This window comes from Lacrimispora sp. YZC11 (genome assembly GCF_057543815.1).
In genome coordinates this window covers 226,981-250,576 of the sequence record NZ_BAAJYQ010000014.1, presented here as the reverse complement: position 1 = coordinate 250,576, position 23,596 = coordinate 226,981, and the positions used below count along the sequence as shown (strand labels likewise).

Here is a 23,596-nt window from a genome sequence, read left to right as displayed (position 1 = left end):
GACGGGGCTTATTTTTATGAAAAAGGAGAATGATGATGAAGATTTATGAAGAATTGAAAGCCCGTGGCCTGATCGCCCAGGTGACCAACGAAGAAGAGATCAGCAAAATGGTAAATGAAGGAAAAGCCGTATTCTATATCGGATTTGATCCCACGGCCGACAGCCTTCATGTAGGTCATTTTATGGCCCTGTGCTTAATGAAGCGTCTTCAGGAGGCAGGTAATAAGCCCATCGCCCTGATCGGAGGCGGAACCGGTATGGTTGGAGATCCTTCCGGAAGAAGCGACTTGCGGCAGGTAATGACAGTGGAAACAATCCAGCATAACTGTGACTGCTTTAAAAAGCAGATGAGCCGTTTTATAGACTTTTCGGAAGGAAAAGCTCTTATGGTTAATAACGCGGACTGGCTGCTGAACTTAAATTACATCGATTTTCTTCGGGAGGTCGGCCCCCATTTTTCCGTCAACCGTATGCTGACCGCAGAATGCTATAAGCAGCGTATGGAAAAAGGCTTAAGCTTCCTGGAATTCAACTACATGATCATGCAGAGCTATGACTTCTATGAGCTGTTTAACCGTTACGGCTGTAACATGCAGTTTGGCGGAGATGACCAGTGGAGCAATATGCTTGGCGGTACAGAGCTGATTCGCCGGAAGCTGGGAAAAGATGCACATGCTATGACCATCACCCTGCTATTAAATTCCGAGGGTAATAAGATGGGTAAAACCCAGTCCGGCGCTGTATGGCTTGATCCGGAAAAGACTACTCCTTTTGACTTTTTCCAGTACTGGAGAAACATTGCTGATGCGGATGTGTTAAAATGCCTGCGCATGCTTACCTTCCTTCCTATCGAGCAGATTAACGAGATGGACGGCTGGGAAGGCAGCCAGTTAAATGAAGCAAAAGAAATTCTTGCCTATGAGCTGACCAATCTGGTTCATGGGGAAGAGGAAGCAGAAAGAGCTAGAGAGAGTGCCAGAGCGCTGTTTACCGGCGGCAATGCGGCAGATATGCCGACCTGTGAGCTGGAAGAGGCAGATTTTACGGACGGAAGTATTGACATCCTGTCCATTCTTCAGAAATCTGGTTTAGCTCCTACCCGTTCCGAGGCAAGGCGCAATGTGGAACAGGGAGGAGTAACTGTAGAAGGCGAAACTGTTTCCGACGTGAAAGCCGTTTTTGCAAAAGAACAGTTTTCCGGAGATGGGATGATCGTAAAACGCGGTAAGAAAAAATTTGTAAGAGTAATTGTAAAATAATAAAAAAGTGGCTGTTGAAAGATCAATGCTATTCAGCTAAAACTTCACACCTCTTCAAGATAGAACAGGGCTTGCAGAAATGCATGCCCTGTTTTTTGCGTACTTTCATAAGCATTGCCTGATTTTATAATTTTCTACGCCGTCTTTTGATTCGTATAAATGACTTTAAAGTTTTTCATGTAGAACATTTGCAATAAATGCAAATGTTCTACGGCAACTTGACAAACATTGCGTAGTTACCCGCCCATGAGATAACGTATAATAAGGAAAGTAGATTGTACTATACTAGGGAGGGATATGTAGATGGTGCTTGCAGCAGAACGAAACGGACGGATAAACATATGGATTGAGGAATTAAAAGACCATTTGTTTTATAAGCTTGATGATGTGGCATTTACTGGATTTACGACGAAACAGCATTTCACTTATGAGGAAGCAATAAAGCAGGATTTTTATCCAATGCCCCAGGGGACTTCATGGGGAACCAAATGGGAATACGGCTGGTTTCAGACAGAGATTGTATTGCCCAAAGAGGCGGAGGGAAAACGGATTTTCCTTCATTCTGAGGTAGGTGGGGAGATGTTGATCTGGGTGAATGGAAAAGCAGCAGGTTCAAAAGATTTAAAACACGACGGAATTACACTGACCCGCTGCGCGAATGCAGGTGAGCGTTTTTTTGTGGTAGCAGAAAGCTATGCTGGGCATGGTCCAAGATTGGAAAAGGGGGGACCATGCCCACCTTGGCGTATTGCGGTTCCCGAACCTCCGCCGTTTCAGGTAAAGATTGGCGCTTCGGATTTTGGTATCTGGAATGAAGATGCATTTCAGCTTCTCATGGATGTACATACCCTTTACAAGCTTTCCGAAGGGCTTGATCCCAAGTCTTTAAGAGCTATGAAAGTAAACCAGGGACTTTTGGAATTTACCTTTCTGGCAGATTTTGAGCTGGACCGGGAAGCACGGGATGAATCCTTTCGTAAGGCAAGAAAAGAACTGGCGCCGCTGCTTTCCTGCGTCAATGGGTCAACTGCACCGGAGTTTACCATATTTGGACAATCCCATCTGGATCTGGCCTGGCTATGGCCCTGGGAGGAAACAAAACGAAAATGCGTCAGAACCCTGTCTACACAAATTGCTTTGTCCGAAGAATATGAAGATTACAAATTCCTTTTATGTGAACCTCCCATTATGGAAAATGTAAAAGAAAATTATCCGGAGCTGTACGGACGTCTTCTTCAGAAGGTCGAGGATGGATCATTTATACCGGAAGGCGGGATGTATGTGGAATCGGATACCAATCTGGTATCCGGAGAGAGCCTGATCCGTCAGTGCCTTTACGGAAGAAAGTGGTTTTTAGAAGAGCTGGGAAAAGAAAGTGTCATGGTTTGGCTTCCGGACTGCTTTGGTTTTAACGGACAGCTGCCTCAGATCATGAAAGGCTGCGGAATCCGCTACTTTACGACTCAGAAGATAGCCAGGGCACGGAAAGGCTGTGATGTATTTCCTTATAATAATTTCTGGTGGGAAGGAATTGACGGTACCAGAATTTTAACTCATTTTTATAAAGAGAATAATGCCAGGCTGGATCCCCTTGAATTAATCAAGAGATGGCGGGAGGATCGTGTTCAGCAGGAGAATATTGATTCCTTTCTCTTTCCTTTCGGATTTGGTGACGGCGGAGGCGGTGCCACCAGAGAAATGGCAGAAGTAGCAAGGCGTGTAAAGGATTTAGAAGGAGCCCCACGCACCCACATGGAAAGCCCTGTTAATTTTTTTCAAAGGCTGGAAGAGGAAGGTTCAGTAACGGAGGTTTACAGAGGGGAACTCTACCTGCCCTGGCATAGGGGAACCTACACAACCCAGGCGTGGATCAAGAAAGAAAACCGGCTGACAGAACGGAAGCTCCGAGAAGCAGAACTTTTAAATTCCATCGCATGCTTCACAGAAAGCGGAAAAAACCGGAGGGAAGAGCTGGAATCTTTATGGAAAGTGCTGCTCTTTAACCAGTTCCATGACATCATTCCCGGAACCTCCATTACCAGGGTATATGAGGATGCCAGAGAAGCGTTAAAATCCATCGGAGAAAAAGCACTTGGTTTTTACGTAGAAGCAAGAAAGCAGATTACAGGATCAGAGGATGACGGTGTCTTAATATTCAATTCTTTATCCTGGGAGCGGGAGGAACTGGTGGAGATTCCGGCCAAAGATGGAGATCGTTTGGTTCGGAGCGGAAGATTCCCTGTGACCCAGAAAATCGGAGACAGGCTGCTGATTCCTGTGAAGGTTCCTTCCTGTGGCTATACCGATCTTGGCGGGCAGACCCAAACAGCTTATGGAAATTCCGGAATTTCAGAAGAAAAGGTATGCCGGATCTATGAACAAGATGGTTGGTTTGTTCTGGAAAACGGGCTGGCCAAGGTTATTGTTGACGGTCTTGGTCAGGTGAGGAGTGTTATAGATCAGGAAACAAAAATCGACTATGTCGATGGGATTGCAAACCAGTTTTTCCTGTATCAGGATATTAATGTGGATTATGATGCTTGGGAGATAAGTTCCTTCTATAAGAATGTACCGGTAGAGTTGGGGGATACGGCGGTGCTCACCATTGAGGAGAGAGGGCCGCTTAAAGTGGTGCTTCTGGTAAAGCGGATGATTCACCAATCCTCTCTGATGCAGAGAATTGCATTATCCTATAACAGCAGGCGGATTGATTTTGTTACGGTCATTGACTGGCAGGAAACTCATAAGCTGCTGAAGTCAGCTTTCCCGATTAATATCCGAACGGAAGAAGCTTTGGAAGAAATCCAGTTTGGGTATGTTAAACGCCCAACCCATCAAAACCGCCGTTACGATGCAGATCGTTATGAGGTATGCAATCACCGGTATACTGCTATGACGGAACCGGGAAGGACCGCAGCAGTACTCAATGATTCCAAATATGGAATCAGCACCAGTGGCAATTCTATAGAACTGACTCTTTTAAAGTCTCCTGTATGGCCGGATATGCATGCGGATAAAGGAATACAGGAATTTACTTATTCTTTCTATATAGATAGCAGGAATTTTACAGAAAGCGGAGTTGTAAGGGAAGGGATGCAGTTAAACAGCCCCCTGACATTTTGGGGGAAAGGTACCGGAGAAAAAGAATTTTTCCGGATCTCAGCAGAAAATGTGATTTTGGAGACGGTGAAGATGGCAGAAGACGGCGAAAATCATATGGTTTTAAGATACTATGAAGCATTAGGAAAACATACCTCCTGTTTGGTGACGGCTAGCTTTAAAATCAGCAAAGTGTGGGAAACTACCATGGAGGAGAACCTGGAAGGCGGAAAAACTGTTCCAGTGAATCTGCATGAAAATTGCAGTGAGATACTCTTGCATTTCGCTCCTTTTGAGATTAAAACCCTTCGGCTGGTTCCATAAACGCAAAAAATGCGAATAAGGTAGTTTCGATAAAAACAAATTACGCATAGCAACAATGTGACCAAAATATTATAATGATTTCATCAGCTTTAAGAAGAAAACACCAAAACTTGATACGGAGTTAACAAAGATGCCAAAAAAACTAATCATTTTTACAGACAGTGGAGATACAATTATTGACGAAGGTACCGAAATCCACAATGAAGATGGTATTGTAGTTCACGCAGAATTGATACCCGGTGCAGGAGAGACTCTAAAAGCCCTTTACGATGCCGGTTATGTCATTGCCATGGTGGCGGATGGAGAAGAACAGTCCTTCACCAATGTTTATGAAGAAAACGGCCTTGGTTATTGTTTCCACACCAGAACAATTTCCGAGATAGTCGGGATCCAGAAACCTTCCCAACGGATGTTTCAGGACGCCATGGAGAAGAATCACCTTACAGAAGAAGACAAAAAGAGGGTGGTTATGATTGGAAATAATGTGAGAAAGGATGTTGCAGGAGCCAACCGTTTTGGAATTACTTCTATTCTTATTGACTGGTCTCCACGTTATGATATGATTCCGGCTGATGAATGGGAAACGCCGGACTATACCGTCCATGAACCGAAAGGACTTCTGGCTCTGGTAGAAAGACTGGAGGCAGAGCTTATAAAAGACGGGAGCGTATAGAAAGAAGGTGTGGATAATATGAAAGAAAAAACAACAAAGGGAAAGGTGCGAAAGATCCCGTTTAAGGTATATCTGCGCAATACCTGGCAGCTTTACTTAATGCTTCTGATTCCGGTAATTTATATGCTTCTGTTCCGTTATAAGCCAATGATCGGAGGCATAATTGCTTTTAAGAAATTTAATGTATTTGCCGGTATCTGGAACAGTCCGTGGGTTGGTCTTGCGAACTTTAAGGAAGCCTTTGGATCAAAGGATTTCTGGAATGCATTGAAAAATACCCTGATTTTAAACGCAGGTGATTTGATGATTGGATTTCCGATTCCAGTTTTTATTGCTGTATTCCTTTTTGAGATCAGAAACATACATATCAGGAAAGCTACGCAGACAATTTTGTATCTGCCTCACTTTCTTTCCTGGGTTATTATTGCAGGTATTATTACACAGCTGTTTTCCGCGAGTGGTCTTGTCAATGATCTGATCCGGAGAGCAGGATTTACAGAAGTGAACTTCTTAAGTTCTCCGTTTGTCTGGCGTTTTGTGTATTGGTTTTCAGGTGTCTGGCAGTCAGCAGGTTACTCTCTGATCATTTTTCTGGCAGCACTGACAGCGACTGATCCGTCATTAGGCGAAGCAGCGTATATAGACGGTGCTACAAGGCTTCAGAGAATTGCCCATGTTACGATACCGCAGATCAGACCAACGATTTCTATCATGCTCATCATGCAGCTTGGAAAAATCGTATCTATTGATTTCGACCGTCCTTATATGATGGGAAATACTTTAGTAAAGAGTGCTTCAGATGTTATTAGTACCTATGTTTATAACGTTGGCCTTCAGGCAGGACGTTTTGATTTTGCTACTGCAGTTGGATTGTTCCAGTCAGTGGTGGGAATTATCCTGATTCTATCGGTTAATAAAGTTTCCAAAAAAATGGGAGAGGAGGGAATTATGTAATGGGAGAATTAAAGAGCAAGACAGAACGCCGGTTTCAGTTTTTCTGGAATACTTTTTTTGCAGCAATCAGTATTATTGCGCTGATACCGATCCTCCGCGTTATATCCATGTCCTTCAGCTCCAAAGATGCAATTCTGAGCGGAAAGGTTTTTTTATATCCGGTACAGTTTACGACGGAAGCTTACGTCAGGGCATTTCGAAGCGGAAGTTTCGCCTCTTCCTTTATTTATTCCGTTTTTCTGATGCTGGGATCTACGGCTGTGTGCATGATCATGACAATCATGGCGGCATACCCACTTTCGAAGAAGAATTTAAAAGGCGGAACAATCATTATGGCCCTGTTTGTTGTGACTATGTATCTGGATCCGGGAATCATCCCCAAATATTTGAATGTGAAGGATTTTAAGATGATTGATACCGTATGGGCTCTGCTCATCCCGGAGGCACTCAGCGCGTATAATATGATCATAATGTGTACCGCTTTCAAGGGATTAGACTCCTCACTTTATGAAGCGGCAAAGATTGATGGCTGTAATGAGATTCAGACCTTATTTAGAGTAGCGATTCCTTTGGTTTATCCGACATTGGCTACACTCGCTCTGTTTTATGCAGTAGGCAGATGGAACCGATTGAGTGACGTTCTTTATTATGTAAACACTTCTAAGCTGTACACGGTTCAGATGGTATTAAAACAGCTGATTGAATCAGTTAAGATATCCCAGGAAGAAGGGATTGCATCACAACTGGTTGCTGATAACATAAAATCAGCAAGCATTGCGATTTCTATGACACCAATGATTATTGCCTATCCGTTTATACAGAAGTATTTTACAAAGGGCATTATGCTTGGTGCAGTAAAAGGCTGATTATTATTTTAACCTCGTCAAGTAAGTCCCCCACTTCAAGGCCGGAAAGGCATAAGTGGTGGGTGGGGACTTACTTGTGCCCGATAAAGCGGGGCACACTGTGAGCAAGTAGCGAAGCGGATTGCGAATATCCGATTGACTAATAAATATGGGAAGAGAAGAAAGGGAGGGTTTTTTATGAGAAGAGCAAGATTATTGAAAAGCTGTATGGCAGTTTTTGCAGCAGCAGTTCTGGTAACCGGATGCGGTTCCGGTGCCGGCAAGGACGCGGCGAAAACAGCAGGCACTGCAGAAACAAAGGCTGGGGCGACGGCAGCGGAAGAGAATGGAGAGGAAGTAACCATCAAGGTTATGGTTTGGGACAGAGGTGATGCAGCTCCTGGAACGACTGTAGAAAACAACACCCAGACGGAATGGATCAAACAGCAGATGAAGGAAAAGTATAACATCAATGTGGAATATGTTTCCGTTCCAAGATCCTCTTCTGATGATAAGCTGAACATCATGATGTCCGGCGGAAACGCTCCTGATATCGTATTTACATACAATCAGAACATTTACTATAACTTTGCACAGAATGGCGGTCTGGCTGACTTAACACAGGCGTATGAAACCTATGGCTCAGATATTAAGAAATTTGTTTCTGATGCACAGAATATGGGACAGATCGACGGAAAACAGTTTGCAATTATGAAGCAAAGAGGTGTGGAATCTCCTCGTCATACTGCTTATATCCGTCAGGACTGGCTGGATAAGCTGGGAATGGAAATGCCGAAGACAAAAGAGGAATTGACTGCGTACTTACAGGCAGTAAAGGATAAGAATCCAGGCGGTGTTGATCATGTAATTCCATGGGCAATGAGCGGACGCAATGATACAGAGAAGGGTTATTTAAACTTTGTAGGTTCTTATGTAAACCTTGAAAGCGACAAGGATGCTTATGTTTACAGCGAGACTTATATGGCAGTTGCTAAAGGCGCTGTTGAAGGGCTCAGGAAATTAAACGAATTGTACAACAAGGGACTTATCACAAAAGATTTTGCTACAGATACAACCGAAGATATCTACAAAGCTCAGGTAACTGCAGGCAATGCAGGATTCTTCTTAGATGACACAGAGCGTCCATGGGATTACATCACGATCTTAAACCAGAGTACAGGCGGAAGAACTTTTGTACCGGTACAGTGCTTTGAACTGGCCGACGGTTCCTACCGAACACCGTTCGAACAGAGATACGGTATGTTTGTAATGGTTCCAAAGTCAAGTGAGAAAAAGGTTGATGCTTGTATGAAGTATCTAAACTGGCAGGCAGATCCGGAAGTTGCTGAGAATATTGTTTACACAACAGAGCATAAGAGAGACGAAAACGGAGTACCGATTAAATTATCCAGTGAAGAGCTTTCCAGCAAAGGATATCCGGGAACCTGTGATGACTTAAATATTGTAAATCTTGCTATGGAATGGACGAAGAGTAAAGATGCTATCGTATCCAAATGGGCAAAAGATCAGTCAGTTGACTGGGAAACTCCGGATTGGTTCTCCAATTTCTATGATGTACGTTCTGAAGGCAAATTCCGCTTCCCTGTATACTCTAATATTTCTCAGGCAGAGGCAGATTACGGACAGAATGTAGTAAACATGTTGATTGAATATGTTTACAAACTGGTAAGCTGCTCACCGGATCAGTTCGACAGTATGCAGCAGAAAGAATACAACAACCTTGTAAATGCAGGGCTGCAGAAGATTCTTGACGCAAGAGCAGAATATTATGACAGCATAAAGTAATTCCTTTTACGGGGCAGAAGGCTATAAGAAGCTCGTTACAGCTCTTTTTCATCGAAATAGTGATGATGCCGGGAAGCTGTAACGAGCTTTTTCTGTCCATTTGGTATTTTAAAGAATGGTTGGAAGGCTGTTTCCGCCTCCATCTTTTCGAAATTCCGATGGTGACTGGCTGCAATATCTTTGAAAAATACGGTTAAATTGAGAGAAGCTGGTAAAACCGCATTCTTCCGCCAGTTCAGAAATCTTCTTTTTGGTGTTTATAAGCAGGTATTGTACGTTTCGGATCCGTGTCATCTGAATGTACTGGGTGAGGGTGTACCCCGTCACATCTCTAAACTGATGGGACAGATAGTAAGGACTGATATAAAATTCCCTGGAAAGGGAGTCCAGAGTCAATTCTTTCGAATAATGATTATGAATGTAATTGGCAATGGTGTATATTTTTTTGGAGGCTTCATTCTTTAAAGGCTCATTGGTGTAGATGTTAGAAGGTGCCAGCTGCCTAATCGTATAGAGAAACTCCACAAACATTCCGTGAACAATCAGGGATTTTAATTCCGGTTCTTCATCCTGAAAGGAGTAGCGGTAAATTCGGTTTAGTTTTTCGTTGATCAGCTGCTGTTGTTTGGAGGGGAAGCGGTATATGGGAAGGGGGGAATAAAATGGTTCGAAAAGCTTTTGATAAGTTTCCGGCATTCCCCAGAGTTCGGGAGGGTACAAAAAGCCGATGATAAGCCGTTTGCTGGGAGCTCCTTTCTGATATTCCGTTTGGTGAAGAACCGATGGGCGCAGAAGAACCAGGTCACCTGCACGGATGGAATAAGGGAGACCCTCTACCAGGTGGCATGCCTGAGGACTGATTAATATCATGATTTCATAAAAGGAATGAAAATGCTGGAATGGCATGTTGATATCGAAGGAACGTTCATCGTAGTCAAAGTAATAATAAAGGGAATGCTGGATATCGTTGATGGTAATATTATGTTTTTTCTTATAAAGCAGTGTATCACCTTGATTTGTCATAGAAATCGCCTTTATTCTTTCTAGGGAATGGTCATGTTTCGGATATGTATTATAACAGAGTGGTCACAAGATATGCAATACATTAGCTGAAAAAAAGGAAAAATATTGTAGAGATTGCAAAGTGCACCGACCGATAAGGTGGCGACAGCAGAAAGGGAGTGACAAAGGAATGGAAAAATTAAAAGAAAAAATAGATTTGCTGGTTTCAAGCTTTGAAAAGATTCTTTATGAAGAAGATGATATCTTCTTAAAAAATATGGAAAAAAATAACCTGTCCGGAGACAATACAGAGCGCTACCGGTACTGGGAATGGACGCAGGGAGTAGGACTGTTTGGTTTATGGAAAATATATGAAGAAACCGGAGAGAAAGAGCTTTTAGAGAAACTGGAAAACTATTATGGAAGACAGCTTGCCATTGGTTTGCCTGCACGCAACATTAATACAACAGCTCCTCTTCTGGCCTTGTCCTATCTGGCAGAAAAAAGTGGAAATGAGACCTATATGGAAATCTGCAGGAACTGGGCACAGTGGCTTGTGGAAGAACTTCCCATGACAGAAGAAGGCGGATTCCAGCATCTGACCTCCGATACTTTAAACGAGCAGGAGCTGTGGGATGACACATTGTTTATGGCTGTTTTATTTCTGGCCCGTATGGGAGTTCTGCTGGATAATAAAAAATGGATTCATGAAGCGGAATACCAGTTCCTTCTTCATGCTAAATATCTGGCTGACAGAAAAAGCGGTCTCTGGTACCATGGCTGGACATTTCACGGCCGCCATAATTTTGCAAATGCATTCTGGGGAAGAGGAAACAGTTGGATCACTATGGCGATTCCGGAATTATTCGGCATCATTCCTTGCAGCGGAGCTGTGAAGCATTATCTGACAGAAGCACTGAAAAATCAGATTGAGGCGCTGATTTCCTACCAGAATGAAAGCGGTATGTGGCATACGGTAATCGATGACAGTACCTCTTACGTGGAGGCAAGTGCAACTTGCGGGTTTGGTTATGGAATATTGAAAGCAGTTCATTTAGGACTTATTGATCCGTCATATGAAGCAAGCGCCAGAAAGGCTCTCTTGCCGGTTCTTCAATGCATTGATGCAGAAGGTGTGGTACATCAGGTATCTTATGGAACGCCTATGGGTAGAGAAAGTGTACAGTTTTATAAGGATGTTGAACTTCGCCCAATGCCATATGGACAGGCAATGGCAATACTGTTCCTGTTAGAAGCGTCAAAATAACCGAAATTAAAACCGGCACCGGGAGTGAAAAAGAAAGGTCAAGAGCTAAAAGACGGAGGAAGATTATGAAGCGTTATATAGTACATCTGCTGAAGGGAGCAGAATATAGGACGAAACAGTTTATAGATGGGCAGGTAAAAGATCCGGAAAACCTGCAGTACGGAGGAATCCGGGGAGATATCTGGGAGGCAAAGCCAACAATTTATGCGTTGACCACGGCAGTGGCTGTATATCTAAACAAAAAAAGCGGTTTTTACCGACATGAGGCTCTTTATGATGCCATTAGCTTGGCACTGGATTTTGCGGCAAGGACTCAGAGAGAGGACGGGAGCTTTGATTATCCGTCCTGTAATTTCAAATCTGCTGCAGATACTTCTTTCTGTTTCAAGCGGATGATCTCAGCCTACCGGCTGCTGGTAAAATATGATGTGGAGAAAGATCCGAAGCTCCTAATCCTTCGGGAAAAATATCTGACTATCATGCACCGTGCTCTGGAGGCTATTCTGACGGGAGGCTTCCATACGCCGAATCACCGCTGGGGCATAGTGGCGGCCTTGCTTCAGGGAGCCAATCTGTTTGCTGAAGAGAAGGAGTTCTCCGGACAGCTTAAGGACCGGGCTGGGCAGTATCTGTCTGAGGGGATCGATGGGGATGAAGACGGTGAATATGCAGAACGTTCCACTGGTAATTACAATGCGGTGGTGAATAGCGCAATGATGGCCATGTATGAGGAGAGCAAAGATGTGAACTTCTTAGGCTACATGGAGCGGAATCTGGCCATGATGTTGACTTATATAGATCCAGACGATACCATATTTACCCAGAATTCCACCAGACAGGACAAGGGAAAGCTTGAATATGCGGATAAATATTTTTACCAGTACCTGTTTTTGTGTAGTTATGCAGAGAATCCTGTGTTTGACGGAGCTGCCCATAAGATCATACGCGACAATATGGAGCGGGGAAACCTGGCGCCAGACTGTCTGCATATTATCATGAACCATGATGAAATGCTTGAGCATTGCTTTAAAGGATACGGCTTTTTAGAGGAGTACCGGAAATTTTTCCGTCATGCAGGAGTGCTTCGCGTAAAGAAAAAGGTCTACACCTATACGGTGCTGAACGGAAAGAGTGCATTTTTGTATTTTAAATGCGGAGGTACCATGGTCTATGTAAAGATTGGAGAGAGCTATTGCGACATTCGCAACTTTATTCCTCAGAAAATAGAGGAGCAGGAGAACGGATGCAAGGTGGAGGCCGTGGCAAAGGGCTGGTATTATCTGCCGTTTAAAGAGAAGCAGAATACCTCCGACTGGTGGAAAATGGACCATACAAAAAGAGAAAAGCAGATAAGCAGCCAGCTGAAAACCACGGTTGAGATCCATGAGTTGGAACAGGGACTGGAGTTTTCCGTTAAGGCGGAGGGGCTGGACCGTCTTCCCATGCGGCTGGAGGTTTGCATCCCCGCAGGGAGTACCCTGAAGCATCCGGCCTTTAGTCTTAAAGCGGGAGTGGGCGAAGGTCTGATTCTGAGAGATGGCTTTCTGACGGTTCGGGATGAACAAAAAGAGCTGGTACTGGGGCCGGGTTTTGGTGAGCATGAATTCCAGGGCCATTATTCAGGCGAAGAGGAAAACTGTGATGGGTATACGGTCTATGCCAATGGATATACGCCGCTGGAGAAAACTTTTCGGATTACAGTTAATGGTTGAAAAAGGAGATAAAAATATGTATCAAAAAGGGTCGGCCTGGTGGAAGGATAAAGATTGCAGCAGGTGTAAGCTTCAAGCCTGAAAGATTATGCCTGAAGCCATTTTCTGCCCTATCCCGGGATTTGTCTATGGTCTGAATCCGGCTGGAACCAGCCGGATTTTTTGTGTTTCAAGGCCACGAAGGCATAAGCTCCAGATCTTTTAAAGTAAGTGCGAAATGAAGCTTTTCATGATAGGACTCTAAATGAGGGAGAGATTCGTATTCTGTTCTCAGTTTCTCGTAAATGCTTAATATGGGCTGACAGCGGATGGCGGTTGTGTCAAGGATTTCATCAAGATGTTCCGCCGCCAGGTCAACAATGGCTTCATCCAGGAGGCCATCATGCTTCATTCTGTTGAGGATGGTCAGAATGTGGTCTGTTGGAAAGGAGTCCTTATAGCTTCTGGTACCGGTCAGGGCACTGATGATATCGGCAATAGCCACGAGACGTTCCTCCGTAGTTAGCTCCTCGGCTCTCAGCTTTTTAGGATATCCGGATCCATCTAGTTTCTCATGATGACGCAGTGCGATGCGCTCAATAGCTTTATCAATACTACCCCCGAATATTTTCTCTGTGTAATTTACATGGGTCCGCATGATCGCCATGGCCTGCCGGCTTAGCTTTCCCGGATACTCAAGGATTTCAACCGGAATGGCGATCTTACCTAAATCGTGCAGAAGTGAGCCGCAGAGAACCATGTTTAAGTGTTCCTCATTTAAGGACAGGAGTTTACCCAGCTCATAGCTGATGCTGGTGGTAGTTATGGTATGGGTTACGGTATGATGGCTTCTGAAATCAATGATAAAGACCAGCATTTTCAAATATTCCGTAGTCTCTTCTTCGGAAAGGGGAATGCTGGTTAAAAAGTCAAAGTATTCTGAATCATTTCTCCATTCATTTTCAATGGAATCCTGAAAATCAAGCTTGGCAGCAAGATCTACAATGTGAGGTGCGAAAACGTTATTCGTTCCCTGGATGATCAGCTGGAGGGTTTCTTTCCAAGAACGTTTTTCCAGTGACATGGAGACATCAATGCGGTCTGCAATGTGAAGAATCTGTGATAGATTTTTTGTTTTTGAGTTGGGTTCTTCCTCGTTTTCCAGAAAATTCCAGGTGATATGGTGTAAAAGTACCGCAGGGGCCAATTTTTTGAGGGGAGAAAAGTATCGTATGAAGAGGTATCCGTAGAAAGAATGATCCCAAATATCATCGGTTTCAAATTTAAGCATTTTGGAAATTTCTTCTGTCTTGTATGCTCCAATATCATGTAGCTGGGCCAGAAAACAGATATCACGAAGCTCCTGTTGGGAATATTGCCCGGTATTCCGCAGCATGCGGGAAATGATATAAGCCACGTGGGAACCGTGTTCCGTCAGCCGTGGATCAATGTAACCACAGAAGCGCCGGATAATGCCTAAGACGCTTTTATTATTTAAATTTTTTGTGTACTGCATTTGCATGCATGAATCCTCCTTTGTAGTCTTTGCTCTAAAAATAGTTTACCATATCAATCCATATATGGAAAGAATAGAAAAGGGTTAGTTACATAAATATTTGCTTTCATATAGGAAAGGTGTATGTAAAAAAATAAATAGATATCTGCTTGTTTTTAGGTTTGAACCTGAATTATTTGACTAAGGTATACGTATATGTTAAAATAAAATATGATATATTAATCAATGGAAAAGACAGGTAAAGTGAGGATGTTAGCCCATGGAAAGTAAATACAGGCGTCTTTATAAAGAATTGCTTGAAAAAATAGAAAGGCGGGAATACCGTCCGGGAGACAAGCTTCCGTCGGAAGGAGAGCTGATGGAAATTTACGGTGCATCCCGTGATACCGTCCGTAAGGCCCTGGGGCTTTTGGAGGAGGATGGCTGCATTCGCAAAGCCAGGGGAAAAGCCGCCGAGGTGGTAGATAAGAGCAAGTTTAATTTCCCGGTATCGGAGATAGCAAGCTTTAAGGAAATCTACCGCTATTCGGATTCCAGGCCCAGAACCTTTGTGGAGAATTTAGAAATCGTGAAAAATAATAAAAAGCTGATGGAAGCGCTTCAAATCGGCCCGGAGGATGAGGCCTTTGTGCTGGAACGGGTCCGGGAGATCGATGGGGAGAAAATCATCATTGATAAGGATTATTTTTCAAGGAAAGTTGTGGAGAATCTGCCTTTGCGTGCTGCCCAGGATTCTGTTTATGAATATCTGGAGAATGAACAGGGACTTAAAATAGGTTTTGCCATGAAGGAGATCACGGTCCATACGGCTTCGGATGAGGATTACCGCCTCCTTGATATGGGGCGTTATGATATGGTGGTGGTAGTGAAGAGCTATACGTATCTGGAGGACTCCACTCTGTTCCAGTACACGGAATCGCGCCACAGGCCGGACAAGTTTAAGTTTGTGGATTTTGCCCGCCGGAAATTATAATTGCCGCCTGCACCGCCCCTTGCCTGTTTGCTGACAAGTTAAATAATCTTTTCTGCATATTGACATAGTTATACGTATATGTTATAGTGTAATCACAAAATAAACATATAAGTTTGCGAACGTCAAAAACATGTATGAAGGGAGTATGAATATGGGTAAGTATGAGAGCGATGCAAGGAAACTATTAGAGTATGTGGGGGGGAAGGAAAATATAGGGGCAGTGTCCCACTGTATGACGAGGATGCGTTTTGCCCTGGTTGACCCGGAAAAAGCGGATACAAAGCAGATCGAAACGCTTTCAAGTGTCAAAGGCACCTTTACGCAGGCAGGACAGTTTCAGGTGATCATTGGAAATGACGTGCAGTCCTTTTACAATGACTTTGTTTCTGTATCCGGCGTAGAAGGAGTATCCAAGGACGATGTGAAGAAAGAAGCAAAAGGGAACTTAAATCTTTTGCAGCGGGCGGTGGCAGATATTGCGGAGATCTTTGCTCCATTGATTCCGGCGATTATCGTAGGCGGTCTGATCCTTGGCTTCCGCAACGTGATAGGTGAGATCAAGTTCATGGACGGAGGAAAGTCAACCCTTATTCAGGTGTCCCAGTTCTGGGCAGGCGTCCACAGCTTCCTCTGGCTCCTTGGTGAAGCGATTTTCCATTTCCTGCCGGTAGGAATCACCTGGTCTGTCACAAAAAAAATGGGAACCACCCAGATCCTTGGAATTGTTCTGGGACTTACCCTTGTATCTCCCCAGCTTTTAAATGCCTATGCCATGGCATCAGGCGCTGAGGTGCCGGTCTGGGACTTTGGATTTGTGAAAATGGAGATGATCGGCTACCAGGCTCAGGTCATTCCAGCCATTCTGGCAGGCTTTGTATTAGTCTATCTGGAGCGGTTCTTTAAGAAAATTACTCCACAGGCGATCTCCATGATCGTAGTTCCATTCTGTTCCCTGCTGCTGGCAGTGATCGCAGCTCATGCAGTGGTAGGCCCTATTGGCTGGGCGATTGGATCCTGGATTTCAAAAATTGTTTATGCAGGGCTTACCTCCAGCTTCCGCTGGCTGTTTGCAACCTTATTTGGTTTTGTATATGCTCCCCTTGTTATTACCGGCCTTCATCATATGACCAATGCCATTGACTTACAGCTGATGGCAGAGTTTGGAGGAACGATGCTGTGGCCTATGATCGCTTTATCCAACATTGCACAGGGTTCTGCAGTTCTTGGCATGATGTATCTTCAGAAAAAGAATGAGGAAGCAAAGCAGATCTCCATTCCTGCCTGCATTTCCTGCTATCTGGGAGTTACGGAGCCTGCTATGTTCGGTGTGAACTTAAAGCGGGGCTTCCCGTTCCTTTCTGCCATGATCGGTTCCGCCATAGCGGCTACGGTTTCCGTGGGAATGAATGTTATGGCAAATTCCATCGGAGTGGGAGGCATTCCCGGAATCCTGTCCATACAGCCCCAGTATATGGGAATTTTCGCCTTGTGTATGCTGATTGCCATTGCAGTGCCCTTTACACTGACAGTTATGGTTGGAAAAAAGAAAGGGATCATATAAATGGAGAGCTTTAAGAAATCATGTGTTTATCAGATCTATCCCAAATCCTTCCGGGACAGCAACAGTGACGGGATCGGAGATTTAAACGGAGTGATGGAAAAACTGGATTACTTAAAAACGCTGGGAGTGGATTACCTCTGGCTGACCCCATTTTTCTTATCCCCTCAAAATGACAACGGTTATGATATAGAAGATTACTGCCGGATCGATCCCCTGTTCGGGACCATGGGGGATTTGGAGGGGCTGATCGCAAAGGCCGGAGAACTGGGTATGGGGCTGATGTTTGATATGGTCTTCAACCATACATCCACAAGCCACGAATGGTTTCAGAAGGCCCTTCACGGCGATAAGAGGTACCAGGATTACTATTTCTTTAAGGAAGGAACCCCTGAAAACCCGCCTACCAACTGGCAGTCAAAGTTTGGCGGCAGCGCATGGGAATATTCGGAAGAAGCCGGGAAATATTACCTCCACTTATTTGACAAGACCCAGGCAGATTTAAACTGGGAGAATCCCATGGTACGGGAAGAGATAAAAAAGGTGATCCGTTTCTGGAAGGAAAAGGGGATTAAGGGGTTCCGGTTTGATGTGATCAATCTGGTATCCAAGCCTTCTGCCTGGGAAGATGATGAGGAGGGAGACGGCCGTCGGTTCTACACCGACGGCCCCCGGATTCATGAACACCTGCGGGAAATCGTGGTGGATACGGGACTGGATGCCGATGATATCATCACGGTGGGAGAGATGTCCTCCACCACCATTGATCACTGCATCCGATATACCAATCCGGATGAAAAGCAGTTTAAGATGTGTTTTAATTTTCATCATTTAAAGGTGGATTATAAGGGCGGAGACAAATGGTCCTTAATGCCCTTTGATTTTGAAAAACTGAAAAAGATCTTCCACACGTGGCAGACCTGCATGGCCGAAGGAAACGGCTGGAATGCGGTGTTCTGGTGCAATCATGACCAGCCAAGGGCAGTATCCAGGTTTGGCGATGATGGAATATACCGAAAGCGTAGTGCAAAAATGCTTGCTACCGTCATACACGGGATGCGGGGAACGCCCTATATTTACCAGGGAGAGGAAATTGGCATGACTAATGGCTATTTTACCCATATTTCCCAGTACCGTGATGTGGAAAGCCTTCATTACTTTGAAATATTAAAAGAGCAGGGAAGAAAAGAAGAAGAAATTTACCGGGTGTTAAGGGAGCGGTCCAGAGACAATGGCAGAACTCCTATGCAGTGGGAAGCAGGAGGGCAGGCCGGTTTTACCACAGGCACCCCCTGGATCGGTGTCAATGAAAACTCCGGGGAGATCAATGTGAGGGAGAGCCTTGCTGATCCTGATTCGATCTTTTTCTACTATCAGAAGCTGATCCAGCTGAGGAAACGCTATCACGTCATCAGTGAAGGAAGCTATGAGCCTGTTCCGCTTAAGCAGGAAGGGATTTTTGCCTATAAAAGAAGCTGGCAGAAAGAAAATCTGCTGGTCTTTGCAAATTTTACCGGCAAGCACCAGGAGATAGAAGGAAAGGAAGACTTGGAGAGCAAGGAGATCCTGTTATCAAACTGCGGCACTCCGAAGATCAATGGGAAAAAGCTTGTGCTGGACCCATTTGGCGCAGTTATGCTGTATTCCTTTACGCAGGCTTAAAATTCCAACAGATGCTGCACCAGGATTTTGAAGCCCATAAGGATCAGGATCAGCCCGCCGGCGAATTCTGCCTTTGATTTATAACGTGTTCCAAATACATTTCCTACTTTAACTCCCAGGACAGACAGGGTAAAGGTGGTGGCTCCGATAAAGGAAACAGCCGGAACGATCTGTACCTGCAGGAATGCAAAGGTAACCCCTACTGCCAGTGCATCAATGCTGGTTGCGATTGCCAGAGGGATCATGTTTCTGGGGGCCATGGGGGAAACATCACATTCTTCCAGTTCATTGCTGAATGATTCCTTTATCATGCTGATGCCAATGGCTCCAAGCAAAATAAAAGCGATCCAGTGATCAAAAGAAGTGATGGCCTCCTTAAACTGCGATCCCAGCAAATAGCCAATAAGAGGCATTCCGGATTGGAATCCCCCGAAATACAGGCCCACACCGACCCCGTTGTTCCAGTTCATCTTTGGCATGCATAACCCTTTGCAGATGGAGACCGCAAAGGCATCCATGGATAAGGCTACCGCGATGATGAACAATTCCAGTAATGACATGAGATATTCCTCCAGTGTATTGGTTTTATAAATATATGCCTAATCCTTTTTATTCAGCCGTATTTTTTCCAGATATTCCATAAGCTCAGGATCAACATTATCGAAGAGACGGTTTTTCTTTGAGGGAATTCGTTCCAGATGTTCCTTCTTAATCTCAAGATTCGTCTCTTCGATTTCTTTTTTTAAATCCCTGGCGGAGAGGCGTGTGCAGCCTTTTCCCAGGATGATGATCTGTTCCAATTTGTCCGAAGTGGCTACCTGCACCTGATACTGTCTGCCGATTTGCTGGGAGACTTTTTCTATGTACTGGTCCGCAGTTTCCGCTTCCTTGGTGAAAATTACATGAATGTTGTGGTATTCCATGACTGTGCCTGGGTTTCCCTTGACCTTGTAGCCGTCAAATACCAGGATGACATTGCATTTTTTATAGCCCTGGTAGTTGCATAGCATATCCTGAAGTTTCGTTCTGGCGGAGTCCATATTGGTCTCCGCCAGTTCCTTTAGCTCAGGCCAGGCAAATATGATGTTGTAACCGTCTATTAAAAGATAATTGGAACTCATTCTTTAACCTCTGTGGGAAACCTAAAGTTTTTTGATACAGTTTTCATAAATTCGTTTAAACAGGATGGTGGTTAAGACCAGGGACATGATTTCGGCCAGAGGGAAGGCATACCAAATTGCATTAAGACCAAAGACTTTCGCGAAAATATATGCAATTGGTAAAATACACACTAACTGTCTGGCAACGGATACGATCAGGCTGTAGATGCCGTTTCCAAGAGCCTGGAAAACGGAGCCAACGATAATGCTGTAGCCGGCAAAGAGGAACCCTAAGCTGATGATACGAAGAGCGGGGACGCCAATGGAAATCATGTGCTCGGAGGCATCAAACAGGAGCAAAAGCTGCTTCGGGAACACCTGGAAGATGATAAGTCCCAGGAACATGATGGAAACAGATCCTATGATGCTGGAGCGTATGGTTTTCGTGATACGGTCCTTGTTTTTTGCGCCCCAGTTATAGGCGACAATGGGAACCATACCGTTATTAAGTCCGAATACGGGCATGAAGATGAAGCTTTGCAGCTTAAAGAAGATGCCGAATACGGAAACCGCGGTTTCAGAGAACAAAAGAAGGATCTTATTCACACCAAAGGTCATGACAGAACCAATGGACTGCATGATAATGGATGGAAGCCCTACCTTATAAATATCAACGATGGTTTCCTTATGGGGACGGAAGCCCCGCATGTTTAAGTTTACATCGGGATTCCTGGTTATATTAAAATACAGCAAAAGCCCCATGGCAATGATCTGGCCGATAACGGTTGCGATGGCGGCTCCGGCAATGCCAAGGCGGGGAAAGCCGAAAAGCCCGAATATGAGGATTGGGTCCAGAATGATGTTGATGATGGCTCCAAGCCCCTGGGTGATCATGTTATAGATGGTGCGGCCGGTGGACTGCATGATCCGTTCCAAAGCGATCTGCATATAAACGCCGAAGGAGAATATCGTACAGATGGAAAGATAAATAGTTCCCTGGCTGATGATCTCCTCATTGCCTGTCTGCACTGTAAAATAAAACCTGGCAAAGAAAATTGCAAACACGGCGGAGACCAGATAGCTGAGAATGAAAACGAATAATCCATTGACTGCGGCAAGATTGGCCGCTTTCTGATTCTTTTCACCTAAGGAGCGGGAAAGGAGAGCATTGACTCCCACACCGGTTCCTACGGCGATGGCGATGATTAAATTTTGTATGGGAAATGCAAGGGAGACTGCTGTAAGGGCTGTTTCCCCTATCTGAGCCACAAAAATACTGTCGACTACATTATAAAGCGCCTGTATCAACATGGAAATAACCATGGGAAGAGACATGGTCAGTAAAAGCTTGTTCACCGGCATGGTTCCCATCTTATTTTCTTCAGGTCTTAAAGCATCTATTGTTTCAGACATAAAAAAAGGCCCTCCTGATTCTTTCGTAAACGTGAACATAATTGTAACTGTTCCGACAGGAAAAGTCAATATTGTATGATTTATTAGGTTTTGTTTTCCAATGCTGGAGAGAATTTGTGAAAAATAAATATTGCAGGTTAAAATGGATTATGTTATTATAAGTGAAATTCATTGTAGTGAAGTGATAAACTGTTATAAAACAGGCTTGTACGGGGAATCATGAATCAACAGGAGTTCAAAGGCATCATTTACTTCATGAATGGTATTTGGTAAATGTGCCGTTCGGTGAGCCAAAGGCGAATCGAATTTCCGATATATTGAAAAAGGCAGAGAAGGAGACTCTGGCCTATGGACCTCAACAGGAAGAGGGCGTCACCGACTGAGAGCGCCGTCACGTGGGACTTGGCTATGGGAACACTCCGGAGCCGATATGCCGAAGCGGCGGTCAATCCTTTCGGGGATAGACGGTGACATGAGTAGGCATATCCGTACACATGCGTTAAATGTTTGAGTGGAGGCATTTGCTGATCCGGCTGTCATATCTGCGGCCGGAGGAGGAAGCAGCTGTCTCAATGCGGGTGGTACCGCGGGAACTTATAGCCATATAAATCCCGTCCCGGAATATGTAACTGTATTCCGGGGCGGGATATTTTTATGCTTAGCACGGCTAAACGATAAAATACCCTTTACCGGAATCAAAACAATTACATTCAGGTAAGGAGAATGCAGATATGGAATTTATCAGTGGTGTAAAAGAAAAGGATACGGTCCCGATGGACAGCATAAAATCAGGCGGTTATGAAGGCCGGACCGTGAAAATGGAAGGAAGCGTCCATACCATAAGGGATATGGGAGAGGTTGCTTTTGTGATCCTTCGGAAAGCGGAGGGCCTGGTGCAGTGTGTGTATGAGGAAGGGAAAACGGATTTTGACTTAAGTCTTTTAAAAGAAGAGTCAGCAGTCCGGGTCACTGGAATCGTAGCAAAGGAAGAGAGGGCTCCCCATGGGTTTGAGATCCGCCTTTTGAAGATTGACTTATTGTCCCAGCCGGCGGAGGCCCTACCTGTGGCAATCAGCAAGTGGAAATTAAACACTTCCCTTGAGACAAAGCTGACGCTGCGCCCGATTACCCTTCGCAATCCCATGGAGAGAGCAAAGTTCCGTATTCAGGAAGGCATTGTAAGAGGGTTCCGGGACTTCCTTCATAGCCAGGGTTTTACGGAGATCCGTACACCAAAGATCGTAGCCCGCGGAGCAGAAGGCGGCTCCAACGTATTTAAACTGGATTATTTTAATAAGAAAGCAGAACTGGGCCAAAGCCCCCAGTTTTATAAGCAGACCATGGTAGGCGTATATGACCGGGTATTTGAGGTTGCTCCCGTCTTCCGTGCAGAAAAGCATAATACAACAAGACATTTAAATGAATATACCAGCATGGATTTTGAAATGGGATACATTGACAGCTTTGAGGAAATCATGGAAATGGAAACAGCTATGCTCCAGTATACCTTTGGACTTCTTTGTGAGGAATACGAAACAGAGCTTAAAATGCTTAAGGTCACACTTCCCGATGTAACCAATATCCCGACGGTCCGCTTTGCAGAAGCTAAGGAGCTGGTTGCCGGGAAATATAACCGGAAGATCAGAAACCCCTATGATCTGGAACCGGAGGAGGAAGTGCTTATCGGCCGTTACTTTAAGGAAGAGACTGGCAGCGATTTCGTATTTGTCACCCATTATCCATCAAAGAAGCGTCCTTTCTATGCCATGGACGATCCGGCAGACCCTAAGTTTACCTTAAGCTTTGATTTATTGTTCAAGGGGCTGGAAGTGACTACCGGAGGCCAGAGAATCCATGATTATTCTGATATCCTCAAGAAAATGGAAGCCAGAGGCATGAATCCGGAGGATATTTCTTCCTATTTAATGATATTCCAATACGGCATGCCGCCTCACGGAGGCCTTGGAATCGGTCTGGAGCGTCTTACCATGCGCCTTCTCGACGAAGGGAACATAAGAGAAACCACCCTGTTTCCAAGAGATGTAACGAGACTGGAACCATAAACACCCTGCGGGTATGACTTTATGCCCGGTAAAACGGGGCGGGCCCTGCCCGGAATACGTGGGCAGGAAAAAGGAAAGAGAGGAAGAAAAAGATGGCGCACATGATCGATGATGCTACAATCGAATACGTAGGAATCCTTGCACAGCTTGAGCTTGACCAGACGGAAAGGGAAGCGGCAAAGAATGATATGGGCCGCATGCTGGATTATATTGATAAATTAAACGAACTGGATACCGATGATGTGGAACCCATGTCCCATGTATTCCCGGTACACAACGTTTTCCGTGAAGATGTGGTGGAAAACGGTGATGACAGAGAGAACATCTTAAAAAATGCTCCGGAAAGTAAGGATGGAGCTTTTAAGGTGCCAAAAACAGTGGAATAGGGGGA

General features: G+C 44.7%; 18 protein-coding genes. 13 read left to right on the top strand and 5 right to left on the bottom strand.

Annotated elements, in window-relative coordinates; translation table 11 throughout:
- Positions 1 to 35: 35 nt before the first annotated feature.
- The 6 genes from tyrS (at position 36) to AC27IJ_RS14920 (ending at position 8,960) form a co-directional block, all read left to right on the top strand.
- The gene (gene tyrS, locus AC27IJ_RS14945) at positions 36 to 1,259 is read left to right on the top strand and encodes a tyrosine--tRNA ligase (RefSeq protein ID WP_312502312.1); all 1,224 of its coding nucleotides are present in this window, start codon (positions 36 to 38) and stop codon (positions 1,257 to 1,259) included.
- 303 nt (positions 1,260 to 1,562) lie between these two features.
- Complete coding sequence (locus AC27IJ_RS14940; protein WP_487149579.1) at positions 1,563 to 4,682, top strand: alpha-mannosidase; 3,120 nt, start codon at positions 1,563 to 1,565, stop codon at positions 4,680 to 4,682.
- A gap of 130 nt (positions 4,683 to 4,812) precedes the next feature.
- Entirely contained in the window at positions 4,813 to 5,355 is a 543-nt protein-coding gene (locus AC27IJ_RS14935; protein ID WP_312446882.1) for an HAD family hydrolase, read from the top strand.
- Positions 5,356 to 5,373: 18 nt separating this feature from the next.
- A complete protein-coding gene (locus AC27IJ_RS14930; RefSeq protein ID WP_312446885.1) occupies positions 5,374 to 6,309 on the top strand; it encodes an ABC transporter permease in 936 nt (311 codons plus the stop codon).
- A complete protein-coding gene (locus AC27IJ_RS14925; protein ID WP_312502307.1) occupies positions 6,309 to 7,175 on the top strand; it encodes a carbohydrate ABC transporter permease in 867 nt (288 codons plus the stop codon). Before AC27IJ_RS14930 ends, AC27IJ_RS14925 begins: the two co-directional genes overlap by 1 nt.
- Positions 7,176 to 7,352: 177 nt before the next feature.
- A complete protein-coding gene (locus AC27IJ_RS14920; RefSeq protein WP_312446889.1) occupies positions 7,353 to 8,960 on the top strand; it encodes an extracellular solute-binding protein in 1,608 nt (535 codons plus the stop codon).
- Positions 8,961 to 9,068: 108 nt separating this feature from the next.
- On the opposite strand, the gene AC27IJ_RS14915 is transcribed toward AC27IJ_RS14920, so the two are convergent.
- Positions 9,069 to 9,983, bottom strand: a complete 915-nt coding sequence (locus tag AC27IJ_RS14915; protein ID WP_312446891.1) for an AraC family transcriptional regulator — start codon at positions 9,981 to 9,983, stop codon at positions 9,069 to 9,071.
- A 169-nt stretch (positions 9,984 to 10,152) separates the two neighbouring features.
- Between AC27IJ_RS14915 and bglB the strand changes: the two genes are divergently transcribed.
- Complete coding sequence (bglB, locus tag AC27IJ_RS14910; protein WP_312502304.1) at positions 10,153 to 11,229, top strand: beta-galactosidase BglB; 1,077 nt, start codon at positions 10,153 to 10,155, stop codon at positions 11,227 to 11,229.
- Positions 11,230 to 11,294: 65 nt separating this feature from the next.
- Positions 11,295 to 12,941: a hypothetical protein gene (locus tag AC27IJ_RS14905; RefSeq protein ID WP_487149575.1), complete on the top strand. Its 1,647-nt coding sequence runs from the start codon at positions 11,295 to 11,297 to the stop codon at positions 12,939 to 12,941.
- A 169-nt stretch (positions 12,942 to 13,110) separates the two neighbouring features.
- Here AC27IJ_RS14905 and AC27IJ_RS14900 read toward each other — a convergent pair whose 3' ends face one another.
- A complete protein-coding gene (locus tag AC27IJ_RS14900) occupies positions 13,111 to 14,442 on the bottom strand; it encodes an HD-GYP domain-containing protein (protein ID WP_487149573.1) in 1,332 nt (443 codons plus the stop codon).
- Positions 14,443 to 14,695: 253 nt separating this feature from the next.
- Between AC27IJ_RS14900 and treR the strand changes: the two genes are divergently transcribed.
- The 3 genes from treR to treC all read left to right on the top strand — a co-directional run bounded on the left by treR (position 14,696) and on the right by treC (position 18,629).
- A complete protein-coding gene (treR, locus tag AC27IJ_RS14895; RefSeq protein ID WP_312502300.1) occupies positions 14,696 to 15,409 on the top strand; it encodes a trehalose operon repressor in 714 nt (237 codons plus the stop codon).
- A gap of 151 nt (positions 15,410 to 15,560) precedes the next feature.
- Complete coding sequence (gene treP, locus AC27IJ_RS14890) at positions 15,561 to 16,970, top strand: PTS system trehalose-specific EIIBC component (protein ID WP_312446900.1); 1,410 nt, start codon at positions 15,561 to 15,563, stop codon at positions 16,968 to 16,970.
- Positions 16,971 to 18,629, top strand: coding sequence for an alpha,alpha-phosphotrehalase (gene treC, locus AC27IJ_RS14885; RefSeq protein WP_313259226.1), 1,659 nt, complete (start codon positions 16,971 to 16,973; stop codon positions 18,627 to 18,629).
- Here the strand turns inward: treC and AC27IJ_RS14880 are convergent.
- The 3 genes from AC27IJ_RS14880 to AC27IJ_RS14870 are packed head-to-tail and all read right to left on the bottom strand — an operon-like array spanning position 18,626 to position 21,142.
- Positions 18,626 to 19,189 (bottom strand): manganese efflux pump MntP, encoded by a 564-nt coding sequence (locus tag AC27IJ_RS14880; protein ID WP_312446902.1) that lies wholly within the window; start codon positions 19,187 to 19,189, stop codon positions 18,626 to 18,628. The two genes, treC and AC27IJ_RS14880, sit on opposite strands and share 4 nt — an antisense overlap.
- Positions 19,190 to 19,228: 39 nt before the next feature.
- Positions 19,229 to 19,750, bottom strand: a complete 522-nt coding sequence (locus AC27IJ_RS14875) for an NYN domain-containing protein (RefSeq protein WP_312446903.1) — start codon at positions 19,748 to 19,750, stop codon at positions 19,229 to 19,231.
- A 21-nt stretch (positions 19,751 to 19,771) separates the two neighbouring features.
- The gene (locus AC27IJ_RS14870) at positions 19,772 to 21,142 is read right to left on the bottom strand and encodes an MATE family efflux transporter (RefSeq protein WP_312446904.1); all 1,371 of its coding nucleotides are present in this window, start codon (positions 21,140 to 21,142) and stop codon (positions 19,772 to 19,774) included.
- 731 nt (positions 21,143 to 21,873) lie between these two features.
- Here AC27IJ_RS14870 and aspS point away from each other — a divergent pair.
- Both aspS and gatC read left to right on the top strand, forming a co-directional pair.
- Complete coding sequence (gene aspS / locus AC27IJ_RS14865; protein ID WP_487149569.1) at positions 21,874 to 23,205, top strand: aspartate--tRNA(Asn) ligase; 1,332 nt, start codon at positions 21,874 to 21,876, stop codon at positions 23,203 to 23,205.
- A 92-nt stretch (positions 23,206 to 23,297) separates the two neighbouring features.
- Positions 23,298 to 23,591, top strand: a complete 294-nt coding sequence (gatC, locus tag AC27IJ_RS14860) for an Asp-tRNA(Asn)/Glu-tRNA(Gln) amidotransferase subunit GatC (protein WP_487149567.1) — start codon at positions 23,298 to 23,300, stop codon at positions 23,589 to 23,591.
- Positions 23,592 to 23,596: the final 5 nt, after the last annotated feature.

Coding starts and splice junctions, on each gene's coding strand:
- tyrS (WP_312502312.1), top strand. CDS start 36: ATGAAGATTTATGAAGAATTGAAAGCCCGTGGCCTGATCGCCCAGGTG.
- AC27IJ_RS14880 (WP_312446902.1), bottom strand. CDS start 19,189: ATGTCATTACTGGAATTGTTCATCATCGCGGTAGCCTTATCCATGGAT.
- bglB (WP_312502304.1), top strand. CDS start 10,153: ATGGAAAAATTAAAAGAAAAAATAGATTTGCTGGTTTCAAGCTTTGAA.
- AC27IJ_RS14905 (WP_487149575.1), top strand. CDS start 11,295: ATGAAGCGTTATATAGTACATCTGCTGAAGGGAGCAGAATATAGGACG.
- AC27IJ_RS14940 (WP_487149579.1), top strand. CDS start 1,563: ATGGTGCTTGCAGCAGAACGAAACGGACGGATAAACATATGGATTGAG.
- treR (WP_312502300.1), top strand. CDS start 14,696: ATGGAAAGTAAATACAGGCGTCTTTATAAAGAATTGCTTGAAAAAATA.
- AC27IJ_RS14920 (WP_312446889.1), top strand. CDS start 7,353: ATGAGAAGAGCAAGATTATTGAAAAGCTGTATGGCAGTTTTTGCAGCA.
- AC27IJ_RS14900 (WP_487149573.1), bottom strand. CDS start 14,442: ATGCAAATGCAGTACACAAAAAATTTAAATAATAAAAGCGTCTTAGGC.
- AC27IJ_RS14925 (WP_312502307.1), top strand. CDS start 6,309: ATGGGAGAATTAAAGAGCAAGACAGAACGCCGGTTTCAGTTTTTCTGG.
- AC27IJ_RS14875 (WP_312446903.1), bottom strand. CDS start 19,750: ATGAGTTCCAATTATCTTTTAATAGACGGTTACAACATCATATTTGCC.
- aspS (WP_487149569.1), top strand. CDS start 21,874: ATGGAATTTATCAGTGGTGTAAAAGAAAAGGATACGGTCCCGATGGAC.
- AC27IJ_RS14930 (WP_312446885.1), top strand. CDS start 5,374: ATGAAAGAAAAAACAACAAAGGGAAAGGTGCGAAAGATCCCGTTTAAG.
- AC27IJ_RS14870 (WP_312446904.1), bottom strand. CDS start 21,142: ATGTCTGAAACAATAGATGCTTTAAGACCTGAAGAAAATAAGATGGGA.
- AC27IJ_RS14935 (WP_312446882.1), top strand. CDS start 4,813: ATGCCAAAAAAACTAATCATTTTTACAGACAGTGGAGATACAATTATT.
- treC (WP_313259226.1), top strand. CDS start 16,971: ATGGAGAGCTTTAAGAAATCATGTGTTTATCAGATCTATCCCAAATCC.
- AC27IJ_RS14915 (WP_312446891.1), bottom strand. CDS start 9,983: ATGACAAATCAAGGTGATACACTGCTTTATAAGAAAAAACATAATATT.
- gatC (WP_487149567.1), top strand. CDS start 23,298: ATGGCGCACATGATCGATGATGCTACAATCGAATACGTAGGAATCCTT.
- treP (WP_312446900.1), top strand. CDS start 15,561: ATGGGTAAGTATGAGAGCGATGCAAGGAAACTATTAGAGTATGTGGGG.